At 59.5% G+C, this 26,913-nt stretch carries 22 protein-coding genes and 1 pseudogene; 10 read left to right on the top strand and 13 right to left on the bottom strand.

Features of this window, described 5'->3' with window-relative positions; genetic code table 11:
- Positions 1–22 precede the first annotated feature (22 nt).
- Entirely contained in the window at positions 23–3,505 is a 3,483-nt protein-coding gene (locus ACU680_RS09525; protein ID WP_448179303.1) for a dermonecrotic toxin domain-containing protein, read from the top strand.
- A gap of 30 nt (positions 3,506–3,535) precedes the next feature.
- On the opposite strand, the gene ACU680_RS09520 is transcribed toward ACU680_RS09525, so the two are convergent.
- Positions 3,536–4,321 (bottom strand): IclR family transcriptional regulator, encoded by a 786-nt coding sequence (locus ACU680_RS09520; RefSeq protein ID WP_448179302.1) that lies wholly within the window; start codon positions 4,319–4,321, stop codon positions 3,536–3,538.
- Positions 4,322–4,486: 165 nt separating this feature from the next.
- Between ACU680_RS09520 and hmgA the strand changes: the two genes are divergently transcribed.
- The 4 genes from hmgA to ACU680_RS09500 all read left to right on the top strand — a co-directional run bounded on the left by hmgA (position 4,487) and on the right by ACU680_RS09500 (position 9,276).
- Positions 4,487–5,791: a homogentisate 1,2-dioxygenase gene (hmgA, locus tag ACU680_RS09515; protein WP_448179301.1), complete on the top strand. Its 1,305-nt coding sequence runs from the start codon at positions 4,487–4,489 to the stop codon at positions 5,789–5,791.
- Between the two features lie 3 nt (positions 5,792–5,794).
- On the top strand, positions 5,795–7,099 hold the full coding sequence (gene fahA, locus ACU680_RS09510) for a fumarylacetoacetase (RefSeq protein WP_448179300.1): 1,305 nt from the start codon (positions 5,795–5,797) through the stop codon (positions 7,097–7,099).
- A gap of 12 nt (positions 7,100–7,111) precedes the next feature.
- The gene (maiA, locus tag ACU680_RS09505; protein WP_448179299.1) at positions 7,112–7,747 is read left to right on the top strand and encodes a maleylacetoacetate isomerase; all 636 of its coding nucleotides are present in this window, start codon (positions 7,112–7,114) and stop codon (positions 7,745–7,747) included.
- A 158-nt stretch (positions 7,748–7,905) separates the two neighbouring features.
- Positions 7,906–9,276, top strand: a complete 1,371-nt coding sequence (locus ACU680_RS09500; protein ID WP_448179298.1) for an MFS transporter — start codon at positions 7,906–7,908, stop codon at positions 9,274–9,276.
- A gap of 54 nt (positions 9,277–9,330) precedes the next feature.
- On the opposite strand, the gene ACU680_RS09495 is transcribed toward ACU680_RS09500, so the two are convergent.
- Positions 9,331–10,134 (bottom strand): SirB1 family protein, encoded by an 804-nt coding sequence (locus tag ACU680_RS09495; RefSeq protein WP_448179297.1) that lies wholly within the window; start codon positions 10,132–10,134, stop codon positions 9,331–9,333.
- 171 nt (positions 10,135–10,305) lie between these two features.
- Between ACU680_RS09495 and ACU680_RS09490 the strand changes: the two genes are divergently transcribed.
- Positions 10,306–11,325, top strand: a complete 1,020-nt coding sequence (locus ACU680_RS09490; RefSeq protein WP_007968076.1) for a Glu/Leu/Phe/Val dehydrogenase family protein — start codon at positions 10,306–10,308, stop codon at positions 11,323–11,325.
- Positions 11,326–11,506: 181 nt separating this feature from the next.
- Here the strand turns inward: ACU680_RS09490 and ACU680_RS09485 are convergent.
- From ACU680_RS09485 to ACU680_RS09465, 5 genes and pseudogenes are all read right to left on the bottom strand, one after another.
- Positions 11,507–11,761 (bottom strand): annotated as a pseudogene (locus ACU680_RS09485) (YebG family protein); the annotation flags it as partial.
- 190 nt (positions 11,762–11,951) lie between these two features.
- Positions 11,952–12,722: an SDR family NAD(P)-dependent oxidoreductase gene (locus ACU680_RS09480; protein ID WP_448179296.1), complete on the bottom strand. Its 771-nt coding sequence runs from the start codon at positions 12,720–12,722 to the stop codon at positions 11,952–11,954.
- Positions 12,723–12,735: 13 nt separating this feature from the next.
- Positions 12,736–13,884 (bottom strand): oxidoreductase, encoded by a 1,149-nt coding sequence (locus tag ACU680_RS09475; protein ID WP_448179295.1) that lies wholly within the window; start codon positions 13,882–13,884, stop codon positions 12,736–12,738.
- Positions 13,881–15,125 carry an AfsA-related hotdog domain-containing protein gene (locus ACU680_RS09470; protein ID WP_448179294.1) on the bottom strand — a complete coding sequence of 415 codons (1,245 nt, stop codon included), beginning with the start codon at positions 15,123–15,125 and terminating at the stop codon, positions 13,881–13,883. The genes ACU680_RS09475 and ACU680_RS09470 overlap by 4 nt, the downstream gene beginning before the upstream one ends.
- A gap of 178 nt (positions 15,126–15,303) precedes the next feature.
- A complete protein-coding gene (locus ACU680_RS09465; RefSeq protein WP_448179293.1) occupies positions 15,304–15,858 on the bottom strand; it encodes an acyl-homoserine-lactone synthase in 555 nt (184 codons plus the stop codon).
- A 155-nt stretch (positions 15,859–16,013) separates the two neighbouring features.
- Here ACU680_RS09465 and ACU680_RS09460 point away from each other — a divergent pair, with 155 nt between their 5' ends.
- Together ACU680_RS09460 and ACU680_RS09455 are read left to right on the top strand one after the other, a co-directional pair.
- Positions 16,014–16,733 (top strand): autoinducer binding domain-containing protein, encoded by a 720-nt coding sequence (locus tag ACU680_RS09460; protein WP_007968082.1) that lies wholly within the window; start codon positions 16,014–16,016, stop codon positions 16,731–16,733.
- 325 nt (positions 16,734–17,058) lie between these two features.
- The gene (locus ACU680_RS09455; protein ID WP_003221775.1) at positions 17,059–17,559 is read left to right on the top strand and encodes a phosphate-starvation-inducible protein PsiE; all 501 of its coding nucleotides are present in this window, start codon (positions 17,059–17,061) and stop codon (positions 17,557–17,559) included.
- Here the strand turns inward: ACU680_RS09455 and ACU680_RS09450 are convergent.
- The 3 genes from ACU680_RS09450 to ACU680_RS09440 form a co-directional block, all read right to left on the bottom strand.
- Complete coding sequence (locus ACU680_RS09450; protein ID WP_202370141.1) at positions 17,556–17,873, bottom strand: DUF3509 domain-containing protein; 318 nt, start codon at positions 17,871–17,873, stop codon at positions 17,556–17,558. The genes ACU680_RS09455 and ACU680_RS09450 overlap by 4 nt on opposite strands.
- 304 nt (positions 17,874–18,177) lie before the next feature.
- Complete coding sequence (locus tag ACU680_RS09445; protein WP_448179292.1) at positions 18,178–19,479, bottom strand: HAAAP family serine/threonine permease; 1,302 nt, start codon at positions 19,477–19,479, stop codon at positions 18,178–18,180.
- A gap of 86 nt (positions 19,480–19,565) precedes the next feature.
- Positions 19,566–20,942: an L-serine ammonia-lyase gene (locus tag ACU680_RS09440; RefSeq protein WP_448179291.1), complete on the bottom strand. Its 1,377-nt coding sequence runs from the start codon at positions 20,940–20,942 to the stop codon at positions 19,566–19,568.
- Positions 20,943–21,077: 135 nt separating this feature from the next.
- Here ACU680_RS09440 and ACU680_RS09435 point away from each other — a divergent pair, with 135 nt between their 5' ends.
- Complete coding sequence (locus ACU680_RS09435; RefSeq protein WP_007914183.1) at positions 21,078–22,025, top strand: LysR substrate-binding domain-containing protein; 948 nt, start codon at positions 21,078–21,080, stop codon at positions 22,023–22,025.
- Between the two features lie 200 nt (positions 22,026–22,225).
- A complete protein-coding gene (locus ACU680_RS09430) occupies positions 22,226–22,630 on the top strand; it encodes an HPF/RaiA family ribosome-associated protein (RefSeq protein ID WP_007968091.1) in 405 nt (134 codons plus the stop codon).
- Between the two features lie 201 nt (positions 22,631–22,831).
- Here ACU680_RS09430 and fecA read toward each other — a convergent pair whose 3' ends face one another.
- From fecA to ACU680_RS09415, 3 genes are all read right to left on the bottom strand, one after another.
- Positions 22,832–25,162, bottom strand: a complete 2,331-nt coding sequence (gene fecA / locus ACU680_RS09425) for a TonB-dependent Fe(3+) dicitrate receptor FecA (protein WP_448179290.1) — start codon at positions 25,160–25,162, stop codon at positions 22,832–22,834.
- A gap of 208 nt (positions 25,163–25,370) precedes the next feature.
- Positions 25,371–26,303: a DUF4880 domain-containing protein gene (locus ACU680_RS09420; protein ID WP_448179289.1), complete on the bottom strand. Its 933-nt coding sequence runs from the start codon at positions 26,301–26,303 to the stop codon at positions 25,371–25,373.
- Entirely contained in the window at positions 26,300–26,788 is a 489-nt protein-coding gene (locus tag ACU680_RS09415; protein WP_448179288.1) for a sigma-70 family RNA polymerase sigma factor, read from the bottom strand. Before ACU680_RS09415 ends, ACU680_RS09420 begins: the two co-directional genes overlap by 4 nt.
- Positions 26,789–26,913 lie beyond the last annotated feature (125 nt).

Here is a 26,913-nt window from a genome sequence, read left to right as displayed (position 1 = left end):
ACTTAAAAGATAGGACTTGAATATGGAAAAGTTATACAAAAGCCTGATGCGAGGTTCTGAAGGTGCGGAAGTAACCTGGAGGGCCGAGTGGGTAAAGGCTGCCGCCGCGCAGGATGATTTGTTCGCTATTGTTGAGGCGATCCCGACAGTTCGGCAGATTGCTCGGCAGGCATTGCAGCAAGAGCTGCAGCAACGGCGGAAGAATATCGATATCGATAATGTGTACATAAATGTCACCGATCAGTCATATGAGATAGAACGCCGTCCTTCGGGGAAACTGTCTGACGTATTGTTTCATTGTCTTGATAATAATGTGCTGCCGAACTATCTGGATGGCGGCGGGGACGGTGTTTTTCATCTGCCGGAAACCGTTGGCGAACAGATGAGAGTCAAGGGCTTCAGTATTTTCGAGGCTGAGGAAGCTATTACTTATACGCTGCGAAATCTGGAAAGCAGTCTGCGTTCGGAGATGGGCAAGTATTGGGCAGCACCCGTAAAAGTCGCAGCGACTGAAAACACCGGTCTGACAAATAAACAGGCTTTTCAGCAGGCATATAACGTTGTGCTGACAGCCGAGCTTTCTTTAAAAGCCATGGCGGGATTCCTGGATCATGGCATGGCGAAGCGCTATTGCTACTTGTTGAACCTGGAAAACGGCGCCGGTGCTTATAACGTTGTGGTAAGTCCTGAACCCGACTATCGCACTTCGCTCGGGCCCGGGTTTGTGCTCGATAATGCGATGCGGGCGGATCCGGAAATGAAATTGCTCAATGAGCCCACCGGTTATGTCCTTCACACGCCAGGCAATGGTTTTGAATACCTCGCCATGAACCTCGACTTACCCGCGACGTTGCTGGCGCGTGTATCGGCGTCCGGGAGCAAAATCGCTTTCCCCAAAGCCAGGCAGAGTGTGTCTGCGTATTGTGTCGATGTTTACTTGAAGGGGCAGCTCGATACGCTTGCAAGTCTGATGCGCGATCGCAAGGGCCAGACTCAAGCGTTCAGCCGGGTATTGCAGGACAATCAGGTGTTGTCGAAGATGCGTGCTGACATCGGTCGTCGATTCGATCAAGTGCAGGCAGAACTCAAGCGTACCGAATGGCCACTCTGGCTGAAGAACGGTGGAAATGCTCTTCAGCAGCGGTACGTCGAACTTGAGCACTCAATGGAGAAATATCACTCTGCCTACCAGATGGTGTACGACAGGAATTTCTCGTTTAAAGAATATGTCTTGCGTTGTTTTTCCGAGTGGGCGATGAGCGCGTTGGGTGAGCATCTGGATGCCGAGACGATAAAGGTGCGCAGCGTCCACAAGATGCAAGTGGGCGGCCGCACCCTCGAGCAGGTCGATAGTCGGACCCTGACGGAATTCATCATCTTCGGTCTGCATGACGAGGGATATAAAGCCGAAATCAGCATCACCGGGCTGCCGTCCGGCAGCAGGCTATCCTCGGCAGCGCTTGAGCGATGGTTGAGCAATATCAACGTGCGCTCGCAGTTCGTATCCAGGCTTCCCGTTGATCCATCGCCTGAGTTTGCACAGGCGTATCGTGACCACTTGCACAGCAACATGGAATTCGCGCTTTTCGTTGCGCGTCATTCGGAGGTCTTCAGTGAAACTGAAGCGAAGGTCATTGAAAGGGCGTTGGCAGGTGACCCGTCGGTGTCCATCCGCGGATTGCAACTGAGCCTGCAGATTCCAGGGCCAACCTTGAAAGGTGTGATGATTTTTCAGGCACGGGAGACTCGGAACCATCTTGTTTATCTGAAAACACCTGCAGGCAAGTCTGTTTTCATGACGTTTGCGGATGCATTCGCTCTGAACAAATGGTTTGAATCGGCCATGACCGCTGATCGCCAATACGCGGCGTCATTGATTCATCCGGACTATTTGCACGATGCCGGATCGTTGCGCGGTGCCAGCCGTCACTCAACCCATTATCTGTACAAGCTGGATACCCGATACCCGGACCTTTTCCCCAATGGCACAGCGCCGTTGCTCAATAACGTCACTGTCGCTTATCAGTCTGAACTGGCGTTACACAAGACCATTGCGCCTGTGCCTTACCGCTACCTCGAGATTGAGCCGCGCAAACGTTACGCTCGATTGAATACCGAACTGAAAGCACTCTCCACCGTAGAGACAAGGGACAATGCGTTCCCTTCTTTTGAACGCTTTACCCGCGATGCGGTGAAGCAGAACCTTGAAAACCTGCTGCGTTCGCGAGGACGAAGTGTCGAGATCGATCCGGATGAGATTATTGTCCAGACTGACGATTTTCAGAAAAGCGTAACGGATCTGCTCATCGAAGGACTGTCGTTTGAAGCTGCCAATCCGGCGTATCCGAGCAAGAATGACCCAAGGTATTTTTTGACAGGTGGCCATTCGGCGATCGATCAGCTGGATATTCGCGATCTTTCCTCGTTATCGAAAACATTCCGTCCTGGCGACAAGTATACGGAACTGCTGAATACCGACTATCTGGACGGGAAGCATCCTGGCTACGCATTCAAGCGCGCCGTTCACGCGAAAAAAGTTCGCTGTCAGATGCATTACGATCTGCTCTCCAACTACGTTGATGGCAGGTTTGGCTCTGATATATTTTTAGCGCTACAACGGGTTGTCGGCAGTTTGAAAGAGGATGTCTATCACTACCCGATCGCAGATAGTTCTGCAGAAGGTGATGAAGGTCTTTACGAATTCAATATCGGGAAAATAGGCTTGACCAAGGCGGGGGATCGTACGGTTGCGGGTGTCTATATCCTGCGGATGAACATTCTCGGCCAGTTCGACGACTGGTTATATACGCCCGATGCGCCGGATGGCGTTGCCTATCGACCTATCAACGATTTCATTCCCTCCATTCGGTTCCGCTATGGACCGATGCGCGATTATTATTTTGACCGGGTTGCGATCGTCGATCAAAAAGTAATCAATGACTATTTTGACGATCTTGTCGCAACCGTGAATACCCGGCCTCCGGTCAAGACGCAAGAACGCGCCAAATTGAACAACCTCTTCACGTTCCATGATCGGAGAGTGCGTCGCGCATTGAGCGATATCGACGAGCGAACCACCAGCTTGAAGGAGGTTATCGCCGGACTGATTTACGATGGCCTGATCAAGGCGACGAGTGTCATCAGTCTCGCCGTGCCGCCAATCGGCACTCTGCTCGTCGCGGTGCAGATGATGAAAAGTGTTTACGACGGATCTCAGGCGCAACATCGAGGTGACTACTCCGCGGCTCTGGGACACGGCGCAGACGCGCTGATCGGACTGTTTACGCTCGGCCAGGCGGCCACAGCCGGTGCGAGCGCAGAGGTGATCAAGCAGGTGACCAACGTACAAAGATCGTTTCTGGATCTGGTCGATGACGCACGGTCGGCAGCACAATTCGTCGCCGAGGCGGCGGGTCATAAAACTGTTGACCAACAGTTGATCGATTTCATCACTGAGTTGATGAAGGATCGGGTAACGGGCATCAGCCAGACCATCGTGCGCTGATCCCAGGTTGGCGCATGGGGATCGCTTGACTCAATCGGCTTGCTCATACCCCATGCGCCAGCTCACGGCCCGCGACGCAGCCAGTAACCGCTGCGCCGCCGGGCCGCTTTCGTCGGCGTGGAACAGCGAGGTCGGACCGACGATGGTCAGCACCGCGGCGATCTGCCCGACAGCGTTGAACACCGGCGCCGACAAGGCATCGACCCCAGGCATCAACAAACCGTGCACATGATGCAGACCGCGCTCGCGGATCTGCTCGCACAAGTCCGAGTAAGTGTTTTCTTCTGCCAGCGGATGGTCGCCACTGGCAATTTCGTGGGCGCGCAGATCAGCCGTCTCCCGATGCGGCAGAAAGGCACTGAACACCAGCCCGGTGGACGAACTGAGCAGCGGCAACACTGAACCCAATTGGGTCACCACCGTCACCGCGCGCACCGCCGGCTCGATGTGCACCACGGTCGCGCCCTGATTGCCCCAGACCGCCAGAAAACAGGTTTCATTCAGTTCGTCGCGCAACTCGGACAGGGGCAGGGCGGCGACTTTCAGCACGTCCATACTGTTCAGGGCTGCGAGGCCCACGCGCAGGGCTTCACGACCGAGGCCGTAGTGGTTGGTGACGGCGTTCTGCTCGGCAAAACCACTGGCGATCAGCGCCTGAAGATAACGGTGCACCTTGCTCGCCGGCATCTGCACGTGTTCGGCCAGACGCGACAGTGAGGTGGAGGGCGACAACTCGGCCAATGCCTTGAGGATGTCGGTGCCGACCTCGGCGGAGCGGACTTTCTGTTTGCCGTTGCTGTCGCTGGTTTTTTCCATGGTGCGGCCGGGATCCGAAAACGAATGGGCGTCTTTATAGCTTGACGCTGGATAGCGAGCAAATTACGTTATGCGTAATCGAATTACGATAATAACAACCCCGGCGTGCGCAAACCTCTGAGCCAGAGCGATGGGCCACTGCCGACTCCCTGTTCAGGAGGCTCCATGAACCTCGATTCAAACGCATCGGAGCTGGCGTACCAGTCCGGATTCGGCAACGAATTCAGCAGTGAAGCGTTGCCCGGCGCCTTGCCCATCGGCCAGAACTCCCCGCAGAAAGCCCCCTACGGCCTCTACACCGAATTGCTCTCCGGCACTGCGTTCACCATGACCCGCAGTGAAGCCCGGCGCACCTGGATGTACCGGATTCAGCCGTCGGCCAATCACCCGGCGTTCGTCAAACTCGAGCGGCAACTGGCCGGCGGTCCACTGGGTGAAGTAACCCCCAATCGCCTGCGCTGGAATCCTCTGGATATCCCGGCCGAGCCAACCGACTTCATCGATGGGCTGGTCGGCATGGTGGCCAACTCGGCAGCGGAAAAACCGTCTGGCATCAGCATCTATAACTATGCCGCCAATCGTTCGATGGAGCGGGTGTTCTACAACGCCGACGGTGAACTGCTGCTGGTGCCGCAACTGGGGCGGCTGCGCATTGCCACCGAACTCGGTGTGCTGGACGTTGCGCCGCTGGAAATTGTCGTGCTGCCGCGTGGCTTGAAATTCCGCGTCGAGCTGCTTGATCCGCAGGCGCGCGGTTACGTCGCTGAGAACCACGGCGCGCCGCTGCGCCTGCCGGACCTGGGGCCGATCGGCAGCAACGGTCTGGCCAATCCACGGGACTTCCTCGCGCCGGTCGCCGCTTATGAAAACCTGCAGCAGCCGACGACGCTGGTGCAGAAGTTCCTCGGCCAGTTGTGGGGCACCGAGCTCGATCATTCGCCGCTGAACGTGGTCGCCTGGCACGGCAACAACGTGCCGTACAAATATGATCTGCGCCGTTTCAACACCATCGGCACCGTGAGTTTCGATCACCCGGATCCGTCGATCTTCACCGTGCTGACGTCGCCGACCAGCGTGCACGGTCTGGCCAACCTCGACTTCGTGATCTTCCCGCCACGCTGGATGGTCGCCGAGAACACCTTCCGTCCACCGTGGTTCCACCGCAACCTGATGAACGAATTCATGGGCCTGATCCACGGTGAGTACGACGCCAAGGCTGAAGGCTTCGTGCCCGGCGGTGCCTCGCTGCACAGCTGCATGAGCGCCCACGGCCCGGATGGTGAAACCTGCACCAGAGCGATCAACGCCGACCTCAAGCCGGCGAAGATCGACAACACCATGGCCTTCATGTTCGAGACCAGTCAGGTGCTGCGCCCAAGCCGCTTCGCCCTCGACTGCCCGCAACTGCAATCCACTTACGATGCCTGCTGGGCCACGCTGCCTGCCACGTTCGACCCGACCCGGAGATAACCCATGACTCAGACTTCCATCACCCGCAGTTGGGTTGCTTCGGCCAACGGCCACGCGGATTTCCCGTTGCAGAACCTGCCGCTGGGCGTGTTCAGCACTGGCGGCTCGGCGCCGCGCGCGGGCGTGGCGATCGGCGAGCACATTTTCGATCTGCAAGTGGCGCTTGAAGCCGGTCTGTTCGACGGCGCAGCCCGCAGCGCGGTCGAAGCCATGCACGGCGGCCTGCTGAATGCGTTCTTCGACCTCGGTCGTGAAGCTCGAGTAGCCTTGCGCATCCGCTTGCTGGAATTGTTCAGCGAGGGCAGCAGCCATCGCGGCGCCATCGAAGCCCAAGGCGCAAAACTGTTGCCACTGGCTGCCGATTGCCAGATGCATTTGCCGGCGCGCATCAGCGATTACACCGACTTCTACGTCGGCATCGAGCACGCGCAGAACGTCGGCAAACTGTTCCGCCCGGACAACCCGCTGCTGCCGAACTACAAATACGTGCCGATCGGTTATCACGGTCGTGCCTCCACGGTGCGCGCCTCCGGCACCGACGTGCGTCGTCCAAAGGGGCAGACGTTGCCGGCCGGTGCCAGCGAGCCGACCTTCGGCCCGTGCGCACGTCTGGACTACGAACTGGAACTGGGCATCTGGATCGGTCAGGGCAACGACATGGGCGAGCCGATTGCCATCGGTGACGCCGCCGAACACATCGCCGGTTTCTGCCTGCTCAACGACTGGTCGGCCCGCGATATCCAGGCCTGGGAATACCAGCCGCTGGGGCCGTTCCTGTCCAAGAGTTTCATCACCAGTGTCTCGCCATGGGTGGTGACCGCCGAAGCGCTGGAGCCATTCCGCACGGCGCAACCTGCGCGCCCGCAAGGTGATCCGCAGCCGCTGCCATACCTGTTCGACAAACGTGATCAAGATGGCGGCGCCTTCGACATCGAACTGGAAGTGCTGCTGCTCACCGAAGCCATGCGCGAGCAGAGTCTGCCGGCCCATCGCCTGACCCTGAGCAACACTCGCTACATGTACTGGACCGTCGCACAAATGGTCGCGCACCACAGCGTCAACGGCTGCCAGTTGCAGGCCGGTGACCTGTTCGGTTCGGGCACCTTGTCCGGTCCGGAAAACGGTCAGTTCGGCAGCCTGCTGGAAATCACCGAGGGCGGTAAAAAGCCGATCGAACTGGCGTCCGGCGAAGTGCGCAAATTCCTCGAAGACGGCGACGAAATCATCCTGCGCGCGCGTTGCGCCCGTGACGGTTTTGCCTCGATCGGCTTCGGCGAATGCCGCGGCAAAGTGCTGGCGGCGCGCTGACAGGAGCGGATCATGGATCTCTACACCTATTACCGCTCGACCTCGTCTTATCGGGTGCGCATCGCGTTGGCGTTGAAGGGCCTCGACTACACCGCGCTGCCGGTTAACCTGATCGCGCCGTCCGGGGGCGAGCACCGCCAGGCGGCGTATCTGGCGATCAACCCGCAGGGTCGAGTGCCGGCCTTGCGCACGGATGAAGGCGAGTTGCTGATTCAGTCGCCAGCGATCATCGAATACCTGGAAGAACGTTATCCACAACGGCCGTTGTTGCCCGAAGACCTCGCCGCCCGCGCCCACGTGCGCGGTGTGGCGGCGGTGATCGGTTGCGACGTGCATCCGCTGCACAACGTCAGCGTACTCAATCGCCTGCGTCAGTGGGGCCACGAAGAGCCGCAGGTGGTGGAGTGGATCGCGCACTGGATCAGTCAGGGGTTGGCGACTGTCGAGCAATTGATCGGTGACAGCGGTTTCTGTTTCGGTGAGTGGCCGTGTGTGGCGGATGTTTACCTGATTCCGCAGTTGTATGCGGCGGAGCGCTTTGGTGTGTCGCTGGAGGCTTACCCACGGATTCGGCGGGTGGCGGCATTGGCGGCAGAGCATCCGGCGTTCATCAAGGCGCATCCGGCAAACCAGCCTGATACCCCTTAACGCTTCACAATGCCCCAATGTAGGAGTGAGCCTGCTCGCGATAGCGGAGTGTCAGATACGGGGATGTTGACTGACACACCGCTATCGCGAGCAGGCTCACTCCTACAAGGGATCAGCTCCGTACACAAAAATCATAAAAACAAAACAGGTACCTTGCGATGCACAACCAGATTGCCAGCTTCCGCGCGGCACTCGACGCCCGTCCTGTGTCCCGCTATCAGTGGTTACTGCTGATCCTGCTCGCCTTGTTGCTGGTCACCGACGGTTATGACGCCCAGGTGCTCGGTTACGTGGTGCCGGCCCTGGCCCAGGACTGGGGCCTGGAGAAAGCCGCGTTCGGGCCGGTTTTCAGCGCCAACCTGTTGGGCCTCACGCTCGGCTCGCTCGCGGTGACGCCGCTGGCCGATCGCTTCGGCGTGCGGCGAATCCTGCTCGCCTGCGTACTGATCTACGCCAGCCTCACGGTGCTGATGGTGTTCGCCGACTCGCTGAATACCCTGATGATCGCGCGCTTCATCTGCGGCATCGGCATGGGCGGCGCGATGCCCAGTGCTATGGCGTTGATGTCGGAGTACTCGCCACCGCGCCTGCGCACGTTGATGGTGACGCTGGCCGCTTGTGGGTTTTCATTTGGTGGTGCGGCGGGTGGTTTTGTTGCTGCGGGCTTCATCGATCGTTTTGGCTGGCAAGCGGTGTTTCTTGCCGGTGGTGTCACGCCATTGCTGCTGTTCCCGTTCCTGTGGTGGATGCTGCCGGAATCGCTGCCGCGTCTGCTGCGCGACGCACCACCCTATGCGCGCTTGCGCAAAGTCACCGCACGAATGCTCCCGGACTGGCAACCGCCGGCCGCGTCCGTCGAACAGAACGCGCGCGAGCAGGGCAGCAACCTGACCGTGGTCGAGCTGTTCCGCCACGGTTATGCACGACCGACCCTGCTGATCTGGGCGACGTTTTTTGTCAGCCTGATTCTGTTGTATTTCATGATCAGCTGGCTGCCGACGCTGTTGCTGGAAAGCGGCCTGAAACTCAATGAAGCCAATCTGGTGACCTCGATGTTCCTGTTCGCCGGCACCTTGGGCGCGGTGTGCATGGCGTGGTTCGCCGACCGTTTGCAACGCAAGGTACGGCTGCTTTGCGCAGTGCTGGCCGGGGCTGCGCTGTGCACCATTCTGCTGGGCCTGAACCACGATAATCCACGTTATCTGGTGGCCTGCGTGTTTGCCGCCGGGTTCTGCATCATCGGTGGGCAACTGACGCTGAACGCTTTCGCCAGTAACTTCTACCCGGCGCATGTGCGGGCCACGGGCACGGGTTGGGCGTTGGGGGTAGGGCGCTTCGGTTCGATCCTCGGGCCGCTGTTCGGCAGCATGCTGCTGGCGATGCACATTCCGGTGACGCAGATTTTCTTCTTCTGCGCGATTCCGGCGGTCATTGCGGCGCTGTTGATCATTCAGGTGCGCTCGCCTTCCGAGTCCACTCTGTCCAATGTAGGAGCCAGCCTGCTGGCGAAGAACGATAACGCGGTCTGACAGAAAAAACGGCGGCGCCTGCATCGCGAGCAGGCTCACTCCTACAAAAAGCGTTTAGTGCACTACGGAATTCGGCGGCAGATGCCCGAGCCGTTCAGTCAGGCGCAGGCGCTGGATCGGGTCATCACTGAGCAGCAGCGCATGCTCCAGATCGAAGCGCTCCGCGTTCGGGCAATCGAGCCGTTGATAAAGGCTGGCGCGGGCCAGATAATCGGCTGCGCTGGCACCGCCCAGTTCCAGCACGCGCTCGGCATCGATCAGCGCGGCGATGTAATCCTCATGGGCCAGATGCAACTGGCGCAGGTTGCGTGACAGGCGCTGAAGCATCTGCTGAGGGCTGGCGGTGGCCAGATGGTCGGCATTGAGTTTGAGGTGCGCGCCGTACTGACGCTGCAACAATTCGCGACAATCATTCGGATACAGGCGCCGACCGCCGCAGGGATCCAGCAGGTGATCAGCACCGGGTACCCGCAGCAGGAAATGCCCGGGGAAGTTCACCCCGACCAGCGGAATCTCCAGACCACGCGCCAGTTCCAGAGCAATCAAGGACAGGCTCAGCGGTTGGCCGCGACGGGTCTGCAGCACTTTGTCCAACAACGCAACCTGCGGGCGCAGCGGCAGAAAATCGTCCTGAGCGACCCCCAGATCATTCATCCGCCGCAACAACGGCTGCGCCAGTTCGCTGACCGGCAGCATCGGCAAGCCGTAGCTGACGCGCTGCTGCAGCTCCTTGAAGTCTTGCAGCAGCGCTTCGACATCGAGACCTTTTTCGTGTTCAGCGGCCATCCACAACGCCGCTTCGAACAGCGCGGGCGTTGAACGGTGCAGACACTCGAAAAAACGTTGGCGCGGGCTCATCGCAATCTCCGGGGAATGCCTCGTTTTAGCCCCGTCCGCGCCATTCGTCCAGTACCACCAGGTTATGCCGCAAAGTCATCGTCGAAGCGGGCGCTTATTCCGGTGCGCTTTAGCAATTTTTGGGCGCAAGCCTATACTGGCGTCTACCAGAAGTGATTCGGGAGCCTGCCGATGTTCGCTCTCATGCAAAGCACTCGCCTGGAATCGCTGCACCTCAGCGTTGACCCGGTCACCGGGTTGAAGGCGGTCATTGCCATTCATAACAGTCGCCTTGGCCCAGCCCTGGGCGGTTGCCGTTATCTCGCCTATCCCAACGACGAATCCGCAGTCGAGGACGCCATTCGCCTCGCGCAGGGCATGAGCTACAAGGCTGCCTTGGCCGGGCTCGATCAGGGTGGCGGGGTGGCGGTGATTGTGCGCCCGGCGCATGTGGAAAACCGCGCTTCTTTGTTCGAAGCGTTTGGCCGCTGCATTGAGCAGCTCGACGGTCGCTACATCACCGCCATCGACAGCGGCACTTCGGTGGCGGACATGGATTGCATCGCCCAGCAGACCCAGCATGTCACCAGTACCACCTCGGCCGGCGACCCGGCACCGCATGCGGCGATGGGCGTGTTCACCGGGATTCGCGCTACCGCCATGGCGCGGCTGGGCAGCGACAATCTTGAAGGCTTGCGCGTGGCGATTCAGGGCTTGGGCAACGTCGGTTATGCACTGGCCGAGCAGTTGCACGCGGCGGGCGCGGAGTTGCTGGTCAGCGACATCGATCACGGCAAAGTGCAACTGGCGATGGAACAGCTCAATGCGCATCCGATCGCCAACGATGCCTTGCTCAGCACACCCTGTGACATCCTCGCGCCATGCGGCCTCGGCGGAGTGCTCAACAGCCACACGGTGACGCAACTGCGCTGCTCGGCGGTGGCGGGATCGGCGAACAATCAGCTGACGCATCTGGATGTGGCTGATCAGCTGGAGCGGCGCGGCATTCTGTATGCGCCGGACTATGTGATCAACGCCGGTGGGCTGATCTACGTTTCGCTCAAGCATCGCGGTGAAGAGTTGGGGACGATTACCGCGCACCTGTCGAAAATCAGTTCGCGACTGACCGAAGTGTTTGCCCATGCGCAGGCCGAGAAGCGTTCGCCGGCGCGGGTGGCGGATGAGTTGGCGGAGAAAGTCTTGTATCGCTGAAAAGCAAAAGACCGCAGCCTGCGGCAGCTCCTACATATGGAATGCGTATTCCCTGTAGGAGCTGCCGCAGGCTGCGATCTTTTCGATTCAAACGTGGTTACTTGGCAGCTTTCGCCGCTTTTGTCGGTTTAGCCGGTGCTTCAGCAGGCTCTTCTGCATCAGCCACTTCCGCCACTGGTTCGGCTGGTGCATTGATCAGCTCCGACAGCGCATCAGGCTGGCTCTTGAACGCCTTGGCGAACACATCGCGGTTCTTCGCCATGTAGATCCCGACTTCTTCAACCTGTTGCTCGTTCAGCGACGGCACGGCTTTCTGCAACACTTCGGACAGCATCTCGGCCAGTTCGAGCATTTTGTCATGACGGTCAGCTTCGGCTTTATCCATGAACAAGCGCTCCAGATCTCGGCTGCTGCGGTATACCACTTCGACGGCCATTCACCACCTCACATGCCTTCACATTTAGTTGTCTTAGCGACTACTGTATTTATATACAGCGAAAGGATAAGCGAATCCCTGCGCTTTGGGTAGTGGCTTTTCAATGTAGACCGGATTCGGCGTTTTTCCTGATTCACGCCCCTCAAACAAAACGACCCGCACACGGCGGGTCGTTGGTTTTATTTTGATTTCAGAACTTGCCGCTGGCGTAACCCCCATCGATGGGCATGATCACACCCGTGACGTAAGCGGATTGATCGCTGAGCAGCCAGAGCACCGCGTTGGCCACTTCGTCCGCGGTGCCGAAACGCTTCATCGACGTCACGTTGATTTTGCGCTGGGTGTTTTCCGGTGCGGCTTTCAGGCGTGCCTCGCTGTTCATGCCGCCGAGGATCGGCCCCGGGGCGACCGCATTGACGCGAATGCAGCCGCCGTCTTCCAGTCGCGCATTTTCGATCGACGCCACCTGGGTCATGCCGTTGATCGCCTGCTTGCTGGCGACATAGGCGACCTGGCCGCCAATCGGTACCACGCCGGCACAGGATGAGGTGTTGACGATGGCCCCGGTGCCGCGGGTGAGCATCAGTTGCAGTTCATGACGCATGCAGTGATAGGTGCCGTTGACGTTGATGTTCATCACCCTCATCCAGTCTTCCGGGCACGATTGCGCGAGCGCTCCGTACTTGGCGGTTACGCCGGCGTTATTGAACGCGCAATCGAGACGGCCGTAGACCGAACGAATACTCGCGAACGCCTGCTCGACCTGCACCGGATCCCCGACATCACAGGCGATGAAGCGGCAGTGTTCACCCAGCCGATCGGCCAGCGCCGCGCCTTTTTCTTGGTCCCGGCCGAACACGATCACATCGGCGCCGGCCTTGATCAGGCGTTCGCTGACGGTCTCGCCGATGCCACTGGTGCCGCCGGTGACCAGGCACACTTTTCCCAGAAAATCGTACATATGTCGCATCTCCTTATGCCAACGCGGGGCGTAAATATTTCGGGTTCACGCAGCAATACACCCGATCCAGTCGCGGATTGCTCTTGTCGCTGAAGCACTGACTGTCCCACCGGCATTTGTGGATGTCGGCGGAACGGCCCTGCAGGGTTTTGTTGATCAGGTCATTGTCGGCGAACAGCGCTCGCGACATTCCTACCCAATCGCATACGCCATCGGCGAGCAACTGCTCGGCCTTGTCCAGCCCATCGATGAAACCGGCGTAACCCACCGGCACTGTCGACACCGACTTGATCGCCCGCACGCCGGCTTGCAGGTAGTGGTCCATGGTCTCGGAATGCACGATCAACTGGCCGAACGTCGCGCCCATGCACATCGAACATTCCAGCGCGGCAACGCCGGCCTGACAGAGCGCCTGCACGGTTTCCTTGAGGTCCGGATATTGCAGCCCTTCAACGCCCAGACGGTCGTCGATGCCCAGGCGAATGGTGACGATCAGTTGGCCCTGGGTGCGCTCGCGGATGGCCCTGACCACTTCGAGCAACAGCCGCGCACGGTTCTCTTCGCTGCCGCCATACCGGTCGGTGCGCTTGTTGGTGTGCGGCGAGAGAAAACTGCTCAGCAGGTAGCCGTTGGACGCCTGCAACTGCACCAGACGCGCGCCGTTGGTCCAGGCCAGCCAGGCGGAATGGGCGAACTGCTCGATCACCAGAGCGATGTCGGTTTCGTCCATGATCCGCACGCGGTAATCCGGATCGAGTTTCGACACGCGCGGGCAGGGCACGCCACTCGGGGTCAGCACGGCAACGCCGGTGTGCGTGGTGGTGCCCTGACCACCGTAATGCTGCAGTTGCACACCCACCGGCGTATTGACCTGCTCGGCCATCGCGAACATCGCCTTGAGCGATTCGCCCTGATGTTCCTCGAACAGGCCGAGCCCGGTGCTCTGCAGGCGCGACTGCGGCGAGACCGTGGCGTTGCACAGAAACGCCATGGAGCAACCGCCCTCCATGATGCCCTGATAGAACTCGATCATGGCGGGCGTCACGCACCCACTGTGATCGGCCAGGTCCACGCCCATCGACGCGAAGAACAGCCGATTGCGCAACTCCAGCCCACCGGCCAGCCGCAGGGGCTCCAGCACGTGGGGATAGCGCGGCATCATGCTTCCTTCCTTTGTTCGGGCATCGCCGAAGCTTGGTCGAAGGTCATCCACAACGGTTGTCCGAGGGCGGGCGCCGGAGCCGGGGCGGGTTCTTCGTGGGAGAAGTAAGCGAACTGTTTGAGCATTTCACGCCACTTGAAGCGCAGCGGCGAATCCAGCTCTGCCAGGTGCAGTTTTAGAGTACCGGCCTTTGTCGCGTCGCTGGCGTGCAGCGATTGCAGCGGCAGGCTGAGCATGCCTTCGTTTTCCAGGTACAGGTAGACGTGGCCGCGCTCGGAAGCCTCAAGCGGACTGTCGCATTGCACTTGCAGGCCGGCCATCGACAGCAGCTCCAGACGGGCGGAGAGGTGACGTCCGGAATCAAGGCGCACCAGCACTTCATGGCGTATGCCCTTGAGCGGACGGAACCAGCAGGCGGGGTCGATGTTGATATTCCGCATGCGCTTGAACACCGGCATCTTGATCACTTCACCGTGCAGGCGAATGTCGGCCACCAGCTCGCCACGCTGGAAGAAACGCGCACGCTTGTCGACCTTGCGCGCCCGCGGCGGCGCCATGCCTTCGTAGTCGCCGACCAGCACATCTACCTGAAACGAAGACTCGGTGTAACGGGGAAAACTCGACAGCAGATCAACGATGGAAATCGACACCTCGCCGCGGGCGTAACCGCTGTGCTGGTAGAACTGCGCGTACATCGCCTGGCGTGCCGCTTCGATCAGCATCAGGCCCGGCACGTGTTCGTGGTGTTTGCGGTAAAAGAAGTAATTGGCGGTGTCGTTGAACAGGGTGAAATAGAGCAGGCCCTGTTGCGGGCAGCCGTCCAGAGCCTTCAGAACATCATGCACCTGTCGACGCTGATCAAGGCTCAGGCCGTTGTTGCAACCGGGCAGTCGAGCCAGTTTGGCCTCGGTGCTTTCCAGCACCCAGACGCCGCTGAGGATCAGGTGGTCGGTGGTTTTCTCGTAGTTCGTCAGCAGCTCCGGCAGACAGTCGGCCAGGCCCGCCAGTTCGAGCTCCTCCAGGTCGATGATGGTTGGCAGCGAGCGCAGCACCAGACGCTCGCTGTCCAGCCGATAGGCCTGATTGACGATCTCCAGATCCATTGGATCAAGGTTCGCCCGTTGCACGATGGCGGCCGGCAGCCAGGCTGGCAGCAAGTGGTGAGCGTCGTAAATCAGCACATCGTCATCGTGGCCCTTGTGGACGATGTCTTTGGCAACTTTCCTGTGCATGTCGATCATGATCATCCCTCTGTATTGAACGTTGGTTGTAAGGCAGTTGCTATCCATGGCGTGAAATCGACCCACACCGAAAGGTGCTGCTCGACGCGTGTCGGCAGCTTCAGTTGATGTGTTTTTGTTTTCTTGTTTTCTTGTTTTCTTGTTTTCTTGTTTTCTTGTTATCGCGTGTCGGGCAGGGTTACTGCACCGTGATGTAGCAGGCGCCGAGGGTTCGGTTGTCCAGTACCTGCGGCGGTGCCAGCCATTTGTAGTCGATGCCGCCACGTTTGAGCAGGCGGCCGATCGCGACCGGTGACACCGACACCAGATGTGAAACGCCGCAGGTCCTGGCGTACTCCAGCGTGGCCATGAACAGGCCAACGGTGTTTTCGTCGGACATCACCTGTTCGTTTTTGCCGCCCTCGGCATCAAGGTCCAGTGAGGTGAAACGTGACAGCTCCCAGATGTCATCGCCGCACGGTGCAGGCTTGTCGCCGAGCAACGAGGTGAACACCTCACTCAGCAGATACGGCTGGGTGGTCGGCAGCAGGCGGGCGCATCCCTTGATGTTGCCGTCGTGTTCTTCGGCGACGATGTAGTGGGTGCCGCTGTGATCGAATTGATCGAACTCGAAATCGTCCGGCGTGGATAACTGCCAGCCGAGGCGTTCGACGAACACCTGATAGCGATATTGAGCCAAGCGTTGACGCTTTAGTGTCGTCAACTCGTCATAACGTCCTGACAAGTAATCCATCACAGATTCCGTTTAGTGATTGGTTGGGTGGCGATTAAAGTGCACACTGCGCTCGCATACTACCTGTCACCCTTGACAGCTAGCGGAAACATTTGGAAATATGCTAGGCATGTTGGCAAGAGGCCGACAGCAATAACTGCGGGAAAGGAATCTCTATGTCATATTGGCAGGCTGAACTGTTGGAAAACGCCATGTCTGCAACGGATGTCGAGTTGTTGTTCGACAATATCAAGACCGTTGCCCGGCAGTTGGAGTTTGATTATGTGGCTTACGGGTCACGCAGGCTTTTTCCCATCACCAAACCCTGTCTTTTTCTCGCCAATAATTATTCGCCCGCTTGGCAAGCTGCCTATTCCGCCAATCGCTACCTGGACATCGACCCCTACGTCATGCGTGCAATGCGCAGCGTAAAACCGGTCCTATGGGACGCTGAACTCAAGGCTCAGACGCCCGAATTCTGGCAGGAAGCGCAGGCTCACGGGCTCGCGGAGGGCTGGGGGCAGACGCTGCTCAACAGCGAAACTCAAGGGCTGGTGACCTTCGCCCGGGGCAGCGAGCCGATCACCGCGCTGGAACTCGAAACCAAACAGGCGCAGCTGTCCTGGCTGGCCCAGATCACTCACCTGGGCCTGACGCGCCTGCAAATGCGCGGCGTGGATTCGGCGCTCCCGGTGCCAATAGAACTGTCGCAAAGGGAAAAGGAAATCCTGCAATGGACCGCTGACGGAAAGTCATCGGACGATGTTTCGGTGATCCTCGGCATCAGCAAAAGGACGGTTAACTTCCATATAAACCATTGCCTGAAGAAGCTCGGTTGCCAAAACAAGATCGCTGCTGCAGTTAAAGCTTCGCTGATGGGGCTGCTCTGGAAATAATTACACCAGTCATATATTGGATAACTAACTGGTGAATAACCGAGGTGAGTGTGCGCGAGTTCACAGATTGACCCGATTAATAATATTTCACTTATAAGCTAATGCCATTTCAAGCGTAACGAACTTATCAAGAAACTTCAGTTATACCGTCACAATCATTCTTGTCGACGGTGCCTGTTCAACGGTGCGACCAAACGCCACGGCGCAGGTTTGATGCCGGCTCGCCATGATGCGTGGCCTCGTTTCTGCATGGCGCACAGCGCATACGGAAAACCGTCACGTCCAACCGGCATCATCCGCTCGCATCGGGCTAAGGAACATCATCGTGAAAATAAACTGGGCCGAGAAACTGCGGCAAAACGTGCATCAACTGGCCGAGTCCCTGGGCAACCTGTTCGTCGAGACCTTCCACTATCTGGCGCTGTTCGCCATTGGTGCGGTGACCGCGTGGGCGGCGGTCATGGAATTTCTCGGCATGCTCGAAGAGGGCCACATCAAGATCGATGACATTCTGTTGCTGTTCATCTATCTGGAACTGGGGGCGATGGTCGGGATTTACTTCAAGACCAACCACATGCCGGTGCGCTTCCTGATCTACGTGGCGATCACTGCGCTGACCCGCCTGCTGATCTCCAACGTCTCGCACCACAACCCGCCGGACATGGGCATCATCTACCTGTGCGGCGGCATTCTGCTGCTGGCGTTCTCGATCCTGGTGGTGCGTTACGCCTCGTCACAGTTTCCGTCGGTGAAGATCGAAAAACCGCAACGCAAACTTGGCGCCGGCTCCGGTGAGCACCCCGAGATCGAGAAGGGCGAACTCTAAATCCCGGCTGATGGTCGAGAGCGGCCGTCAATTGGCTGCGGTGGCGGGGGCAGGCCGTCGCCGCCGGTCATCGCTTCAAGGATCGCCATGGCGCTGTGGCCCTGTTCGATGGCAATACCGAACTGGATGCTTTGCACCAGCCGTTTGAGCCGTACCGGGTCGTTGCGCTGTTCTGCGCTGATCATCCGTTTGGCGACGATTCGGCCGCTGTTGGACAAGGTCAGCATGATGCTGCCGTCCAGTCCCTGAATGCTCAGGTTGATCTGATAGTCCGGCGCGAAGGCATCGGTAATGATCTGAAAAGGGTTGTCCATGATGCGTCACCGCCTGATTGAACGTGCAGTTGTTGACCGGCCGTGATCGGGTTGGTTCGCAATACCTGATCATCGGCGATTCCGTGGCCTGTGTTGTTGCTTTATGCAGGAGCTGCCGCAGGCTGCGATCTTTTGATCTTCAGCGTCTTGATGTGCGTCATGCAGATCAAAAGATCGCAGCCTCGTTGCATTCGACAGCTCCTACACAGGGCTTAGCAAGGGCTGTGCCGGGAAAATTGCTGGACAATGTATACGGCATAAAAAAGGCGAGCCCATGGCTCGCCTTTGTCATTTGTGGCCCGTTTCAGGGCAGAACCGAGTAGATGATCGCCGACAGTGCAATCAGGCCGATCAGCACCACGAACACGTTGGACGCCTGTCCCGAGTACTGGCGCAAGGCTGGCACACGGCGGATGGCGTACATCGGCATCAGGAACAACAGGCAGGCAATCACCGGCCCGCCGAGGGTTTCGATCATGCCGAGGATGCTCGGGTTGAAGGTGGCCACGGCCCAGCAACTGAGGATCATGAACAGCGCGGTCGCACGGTTCAGCCAGCTCGCCGAAATCACCTTGCCACGACCGCGCAGGCTCTTGACGATCATGCCCTGAAAGCCTTCGCTGGCGCCGATGTAGTGGCCGAGGAAGGATTTGGTGATCGCCACCAGCGCAATCAGCGGCGCAGCGTAAGCGATGACCGGGGTCTGGAAGTGGTTGGCCAGGTACGACAGGATCGAAATGTTCTGCGCCTTCGCTGCTGCCAGATCGGCCGGCGACAGCGCCAGCACGCAGCTGAAGCAGAAGAACATCACCGTCACCACCATCATCCCGTGGGCCATGGCGAGGATGCCGCTGCTCTTGCGTTCGGCCTCGGCGCCGTAGCGCTGCTTCTGGTCAACCGCGAAGGCCGAGATGATCGGCGAATGGTTGAACGAGAACACCATCACCGGGATCGCCAGCCACAGGGTTTTGAGGAACGCCGACAGCGGCATCGACTCTTGAGCGCTGGCGAAGAACGCGCCGTTCCAGTTGGGGATCAGGCTCAAGCCGAGCAACAGCAGGGCAGCGACGAACGGATAGACCAGCACGCTCATGGCTTTGACGATCACGTTCTGTCCGCAGCGCACGATAGCCATCAGGCCGAGGATCAGCACCAGCGACAGAATCGCCCGGGGTGGCGGGGCGATGTGCAACTGGTGTTCGAGAAAGCTGCTCAAGGTGTTGGTCAGCGCGACGCTGTAAACCAACAGGATCGGGAAGATCGCGAAGAAATACAGCAGGGTGATCAGCTTGCCGGCACCGATGCCGAAGTGTTCTTCGACGACTTCGGTGATGTCGCCCGAACGCCCGGACAGCACGAAACGAGTCAGGCCACGGTGGGCGAAGAAGGTCATGGGGAACGCCAGCAGCGCCAGGATCAGCAACGGCCAGAAACCGCCGACACCGGCATTGATCGGCAGGAACAAGGTGCCGGCACCGATGGCGGTGCCGTACAGACCGAGCATCCAGGTGGTGTCGGATTTGCTCCAGCCTTTGTGGGCAATTTCGGTGTTGCGTGTGCGATCTACAGCGGGGTTTTCGGCAGCAGGTGTACGTACATCGGTCATCGTTTTGGCCTCGTTATTATTTTTGCTCGGGCTCACGGATGGCGGGCCGCAGGTTGCGGCCCGCCGGGGCGGTCAGGGAATGCGCGTCAGCATTCCACCCAGTTCACGGCCAGGCCGCCCCGTGAAGTCTCTTTGTATTTGTCGTGCATGTCGGCGCCGGTATCGCGCATGGTGCGGATCACCCGGTCGAGGGAAATGAAGTGTTTGCCATCGCCGCGCAGGGCCATTTGCGTGGCGTTGATCGCCTTCACCGCAGCGATGGCGTTGCGCTCGATGCACGGCACCTGCACCAGGCCGCCGACCGGGTCGCAGGTCAGGCCGAGGTTGTGTTCCAGGCCGATTTCAGCGGCGTTTTCCAGTTGCTCTGGGGTTGCGCCGAGCACTTCAGCGAGGCCCGCCGCGGCCATGGCGCAGGCCGAACCGACTTCGCCCTGGCAGCCGACTTCGGCGCCGGAGATTGAGGCATTTTTCTTACACAGAATGCCGACGGCGGCGGCGCCCATGAAGAACGCGACGACGTCATCGTCAGACGCGTCCGGATTGAATTTCATGTAGTAGTGCAGAACGGCCGGAATGATCCCGGCCGCGCCGTTGGTCGGCGCGGTGACCATGCGCCCGCCAGCAGCGTTCTCTTCGTTGACGGCGAGGGCGAACAGGTTGACCCATTCCATCGCCGACAGCGTCGAACTGATGACGTTCGGCTTGCCGATTTCCAGCAAGCTGCGGTGCAATTTCGCCGCGCGGCGCGGCACGTTCAGCCCACCGGGCAGGATGCCTTCGTGACGCAGGCCCTGTTCGACACACTCGCGCATCACCGACCAGATGTGCAGCAAGCCGTTACGGATTTCAGCGTCGCTGCGCCAGGCCCGTTCGTTGGCCATCATCAGTTCCGACACGCGCAAGTTGTGCTGCTTGCACAGGCTCAGCAATTCGGCAGCGCTGGAAAAGTCGTATGGCAGCACCACATCGCCGGCCGGCGCCACACCGGACTCGGCTTCCGCCGCTTCGATGATGAAACCACCACCAATCGAGTAGTACGTCTGTGTGAACAGCTCGGCGCTTTCGCCGAAGGCTGTCAGCGACATGGCGTTGGGGTGGTAGGGCAGGCTTTCGTCCAGCAGCAGGAGATCATGCTGCCAGTTGAAGGAAATTTCTCTGTGCCCGGCCAGCAGCAACAGGCCACTTTCGCGCAGTTGCTGGATGCGTGGGTCGATAGTCGCCGGATCAATGCTATCCGGCCATTCGCCCATCAGGCCCATGACCGTGGCGCGGTCGGTAGCGTGGCCGACACCGGTGGCCGACAGCGAACCGTACAAACGGATTTCCACGCGGCGCACATCATTGAGCAGGCATTGCTCGATCAGCGCCTGGGTGAAGGTCGCGGCGGCACGCATCGGACCGACGGTATGTGAACTGGACGGACCGATGCCGACTTTGAATAGATCGAAAACACTGATAGCCATGCTAAACCCTTACAAGCAATGGAGTAGGAATCGCTGCCATTTTTTGTAGGACAAGCGCAATGTCGGCGATACTGCCTACCTCGGTCCTACGTGACTAACGAAATTTCCTAAGTAAGCCTTTAGCAGGACTAAACGATGAGTCGTCAATTGCACGCCCAGACCTACGTCTGGCTGCAGGTGTTTTCCTGTGCCGCGCGGCACCTGTCGTTCACCCGTTGCGCGGAAGAGCTGCACATCACCCCGGGGGCGGTCAGCCAGCAGATTCGCCAATTGGAAGAGCGCCTCGGTTTTCGCCTGTTCCACCGACGAGCGCGGGGTGTCGAGTTGAGTGCGGAAGGCCAGCGACTGGCCATCACGGTCAACGAGGCCTACGGCAGCATTGATGCGGAATTGCGTCGACTGGATGCGGGGATGATCAGCGGGATTCTGCGGGTGCGTTCGATTCCGTCGTTCCTCAGCAAATGGCTGACCCCGCGTTTGCCGCGTCTGCAACAGCGCTATCCGGACATCCAGTTGCGTCTGGTCGCCGAGGACAGCAGCGTGCCATTGCACGAGGGCGACTTTGATCTGGCGATCGATCTGAACGACGGCAGCTACCCGGGGCTGTTATCAACAGCCTTGCTCGACGAGCAGATTTTCCCGGTGTGCGCGCCGAGTTTGCTGCGCGGACGCCCGCCGCTGCATGGGCCGGCGGATCTGGTGCATTTCCCGTTGTTGCACGACATCACCGCCTGGCGTGGCAGTTACGAATACGCGGAATGGGAGTTCTATCTGAACGCGATCGGCTTCGAAGGCGCCGACGTACGGCGTGGGCACACGTTCAACCGGAACCACCTGACCATCGAGGCCGCGATTGCCGGCATGGGCGTGGCGATTGCCCGGCGCACGTTGCTCAACGATGAGCTGGAGCGCGGGACGTTGATCGTGCCGTTCGGTCTGTCGGTGCCCAACCACAAACGCTACGTGCTGCTGTATGCGCCGGGGGCCTTGAGCCATCCAGGCGTGCGTGCGGTGCATGACTGGCTGGTGGAGGAGGCGGGGATTTTCCGCAGTTTGCACCCGTTGAACGACGGGCAATTGTGAGCAGATTTTACAGGGTTGCCAGGCGACCCAACTCCCGACCTTACCAGTGACTTGCTCGGTTGTCCGGCTTTTTTTGCGAATGAATATTTATCTTTTTTCAGGGGTTGAAATGTTCGTCAGTCGGGCCGATTGTTGTAACCAAGGGGTCAGGAAATTCAATTCAAGGCCTCTCGCGAGCTAGCTGAAATAAGGGATGAACTATGCAAATCCAAGTCAACAGCGATAACCATATTCAAAGCAGTAAACGACTGGAGGAGTGGGTACGTACAACCATTGAGAGCACGCTCGACCGTTATGAAGAAGACCTGACCCGTGTCGAAGTCCACCTGAGCGACGAGAACGGCGACAAACCAGGTCCCCATGACTTGCGCTGCCAACTGGAAGCGCGGCCAAAAGGCCACCAACCGATTTCCGTCACCCATAAAGCCGATTCGCTGGAACAGGCGATCGACGGTGCAGCCGAAAAACTGGAGCACGCGCTGGAGCACCTGTTTGGCAAACTGCGAGGCAAACCCCGCGCCGCCATCGTGCCATTCAGCAAGGCGAACGACGCACTGCTGGAAGAAGAGTTTCTGGAGAACGAACAGGCAGCGATCAACAGTTGATACGCTGATTTTCAAGCCACCCAATGAGAACGGGCCTGCGCAAGCAGGCCCGTTTTTGTTTGTGTTGCTGAGCAGTGTGGCGAGGGAGCTTGCTCCCGCCGGGCTGCGAAGCGGCCCCAAAAATCTGCAACAAGACTGCATCCGCGGGAGTTACGGCTGCTTCGCAGCCGAGCGGGAGCAAGCTCCCTCGCCACAGTTTTCTTAGAACGCTACAGACGTTTGCACATACACCGTGCGCGGCTCACCCACGTACTTGCCCTTGTTGTTGTCATCGAACGAGCGAGTGAAGTACTGGGTGTTGAAGATGTTCTTCACCCCCACCGCCACGTTCAGATCCGACAATTGCGGGCCGAAGTCGTAACCGGCGCGGCTGCTGAACAGCATGTAGCCGGGGATCTTGCCGGTGCTGCCGTCGGCGCTTTCCCTGGAAGTGTTGGCGTTGTCGGCGAACTGGTCGCTCTGGAAGCTGCTGTCGACGTTGAGTTTCCACGGGCCTTCGGTGTAACCGACGCCAATTGTGCCTTTGTGTTTCGACGAGAACGGCACGCGATTGCCCTTGTTCGGCCCATCTTCGCGGATGGTCGCGTCGACATAGGCATAAGTGGCGTACACATCGAAACCGGCCAGTGCCGGGCTCAAGTCATCCAGCGCGTAATTGACGCTGGTCTCGATCCCCTGATGGCGGGTCTCGCCACGGGCGATCACCGAATCGTTGGTCTGGTTGCTTTCGTACTGATTGTCGAAGTTGATCAGGAACGCACCGATCTCCGCGCGCAGTGCGCCGTTGTCGTAACGGGTGCCGAGTTCCCAGGTGCGGGCCTTCTCCGGTTTCACTTCGCCGCTGCTCACGCGGTTGGGCATCTGGCTGTACTGCACGCTGCCGAACGAGCCTTCGGTGTTGGCGTACAGGTTCCAGCTGTCAGTCAGGTGGTAAAGCACGTTCAATGCCGGCAGCGCGGTGTTGTAGTCGCCCTTGTATTTGACGTCGGTCAGGTTGTTGGTCTGCTGCGATTCGATCATCTCGTAGCGCACGCCCGGAGTGATGGTCCACTTACCGATGTCGATGCGATCGTCGACGAACAACGCATTGGCTTCGGTGCCACCGCGGGTGTCGCGGTCGTTGCGGCTGTCGGTGGTCGGGTATTGGTTGCTGCTGATCGGCGTGCGATAGCGCAATTCGTGGCCGGCCTCGTTGATGTAGCGGTAGCCGACGCCGACTTCGTGGCTGGTCGGGCCGAGGTCGAAGCCCTGGGCGAAGCGCGTTTCGAAACCGCGCACCCAATACTCGCGTGGCGACAGTGAGAGAAACGTGCCCTGATCCAGATAGCCGCTGCGCAAGGTCTTGGTGAAGAAGGTGTTGGCGGTGAATTCGCGGCGATCTTCCTGATAGCGATAGCCGAAGTTGAACATCGTACGGCGGCCCCAGAACTGGTCTTTCGGGCGCGTCGACTGGTACGGATCGGCATCGTAATCGGCAACGTTGAGGCCGCCGGGCATGTCGGCCTTGCCCTCGTAATACTGGGCCATGGCGTTGAAACTGTTGGCCTCGTCGAGCTGGTATTTGCCCTTGAGGATCAGGTCGTCGATCTCGCTGTCGCTGTGTTCGCGCCAGTCGCCGCCACGGGTGCCGGAATACAGTAGCGCGCCGCCCAGACCATTTTCATTGGTGCCGCCGGCCAGCAGGTTGGCGCTGGTCTTGAAGCCGTCATGGCTCGACGACGGGCTGGTTTCGGTCTGGAAACCACCCTTGACCGTCGGCGCGTCGGGAATGGCACGGGTCACGAAGTTGACCACACCGCCGACGTTCTGCGGGCCGTAACGCACGGCGCCGCCGCCACGCACCACATCCACGGCATCCATGTTGCCCATGCTGATCGGCGCGAACGACAACTGCGGCTGACCGTACGGTGCGAAGGGTACGGGAATGCCGTCCATCAGTACGGTGGAGCGCGCCGCCAGTCGTGGATTGAGGCCACGGATGCCAAAGTTCAGCGCCATGTCGTGGCTGCCGGTGCCGTTGTTTTCCGGAGCATTGACCCCGGGGATGCGGTTGAGTACGTCGCGCGCCTGAGTCGCGCCCTGACGTTCGAAGTCTTCGCGGCGGATTACATCGCGGGCACCCGGGTGTTCGAATACGTTGACCTGCGCCGCGTCACCGAGCCAGTCGCCGACAACCTTCGAGGTGTCCAGCTCCAGCGCCGTGTCGCCGACCGGTTGCAGGCTGAACGCATTGTTGCCTTCGGCGCGGGCTTGCAGGCCGGTGCCTTCGAGCAGCGCATCGAGACCTTGTGCGGCGCTGTAGCTGCCTTCCAGGCCACGGCTTTGCACGCCGCTGGTGACTTGCGAACCGAAGGAAATCAGCACGCCGGCTTCACGACCAAACTGGTTGAGGGCGTTTTCCAGCGACGCCGGGGCAATGTGGTAAACCCTGGTTTCGGCGGCCATGGCTGGCAGAGCGCTGAAGCTCAGGCTGGCGCCCAGTACGAGGTTGCGCAGGCGGCGGGCCAGTGGCGAGAGGCGGGTGGGGTGCATGGACGATGATCCTGAGAAGGTTGAATCAAGGGGGCTTTCCTTCTCTGTCACGCCAGATCTGAAAAACGGCTCACGGTTTAGGAATATTTTTTTGAATGACTGATTTTGTGGCGAGGGAGCTTGCTCCCGTTGGGGCGCGAAGCGGCCCCCGTATTGAGGGTCTGCTGCGCAGGCCAGCGGGAGCAAGCTCCCTCGCCACAGTTTTGTTTTAAACCCGGGCCTCTACGCTGATCCAATAACGGGTAAACCGCCGCACTTTCACCGGCAGACTGATTTGCAGCAGATCAAGAATCCGCTCGCTGTCGTCCAGTGGATATGTCCCTGAGATCAGCAAGTCCGCAACTTTCGCATCGCAATGCAGCTGCCCCCGGCGATAACGGCCGAGTTCATCGAGGAAGTCGCCCAGACGCATGTGCGCGGCAACCAGCATGCCCTCGGCCCAGGCGCCGCTGTTGGCATCCAAGGGTCTGGCTTCGCTGATCGCTGTCGAGCTGAAGCTCAGCTGACGGGCGACGGGCAATGACATTGTTGCGCGGCCATGGGCGATGAGTTCGACCTCACCTTCAAACAACGCCACCTGCGTGCGATCGGCAAATTGCCGGACGTTGAGTCGGGCAGCGTTTGTTTTCAATACACCTTGGGCCGTGCGCACTTCGAACGCGTGTACGGTGCTGAGCAGAATCTCGCCTTCCAGCAAACGGATCAGCCGTTGTCCGACATCCACATCTGCCGCGCTCGCGGTATTGAGCTGCAACTGGCTGCCCGCGCCCAGCGCAACCTTGCGTCGCTCCCCCAGCGGACTGCGGTAATCGGCGAGCAGCGTCGGCAGCGGATTGTGCTCGCGCATGCTCCAGGTGACGGCGGAACCGGCACCGAGAAGCAGCAGCATTTTGAGTGCCTGACGGCGACTGGAAGACTTCGGCCCGTTCAACGTGGCATGGGCCAATGGCGAAGCCACACCGCGCAAGCGCTGGTTGACCCGCTGCATGTGCTCCCACGCCCGACGATGTTCGCTGTGGGCGTCCAGCCATTGTTGCCAGGCCTGTTGCTGGCGTGGGGAGAACGTGCCTTGCTGCATTTCCAACAGCCAGTGCACGGCCTGTTCGGCCACTTGCGCAGAGAAATCCGGAGCGCGATTCATAGGGCGAAGTAGCAGCGCAGGGCGGCTTTTTGCAGGTGACGTTTGACTGTGGCCACCGAGATGCCCAGCTCGGCAGCAATCTGCGGATAAGTCAGGCCATCGACCTGTGCCAGCAAAAACGCGCGTTTGACCGGTCGCGGCAAGCCATCGAGCAACTGATCCAGTTCGATCAGGGTCTGCAGGATGATCGCTTTGTCTTCTTCCGATGGCGCAACCATTTCCGGCATCTGCGCCAGGGTATCGAGGTAGGCGCGTTCCAGGTCCTGGCGGCGGTAATGATTGAACAGCACGCGTTTGGCGAGGGTGGTCAGGAACGCGCGTGGCTCGATAATCGTCACGGGTTCGCGGGCGCTGAGCACGCGGATGAACGTGTCTTGCGCCAGATCCGCCGCGCTGTCCGGGCAGCCGAGTCTGCGCCGCAACCAGCCGGTGAGCCAGCTGTGGTGGTCGTGGTAGAGCGATTCGACGGGATGGGCGGACGACAAGGGTATTACTCCGGGCGCACGCTGGATGCGTTAGAGAACAAGAACTGTTCGCATTGTAGGGGCGCGCGAGGTGTCCGGCAATCAGATGCTTTTGCGTATGAGAATATTTATCATTAATATTGCTC

This window comes from Pseudomonas sp. LF020 (assembly GCF_053456425.1).
Note: the sequence above shows the minus strand (reverse complement) of the source record. Positions and strands in the feature narration are given on the sequence as shown.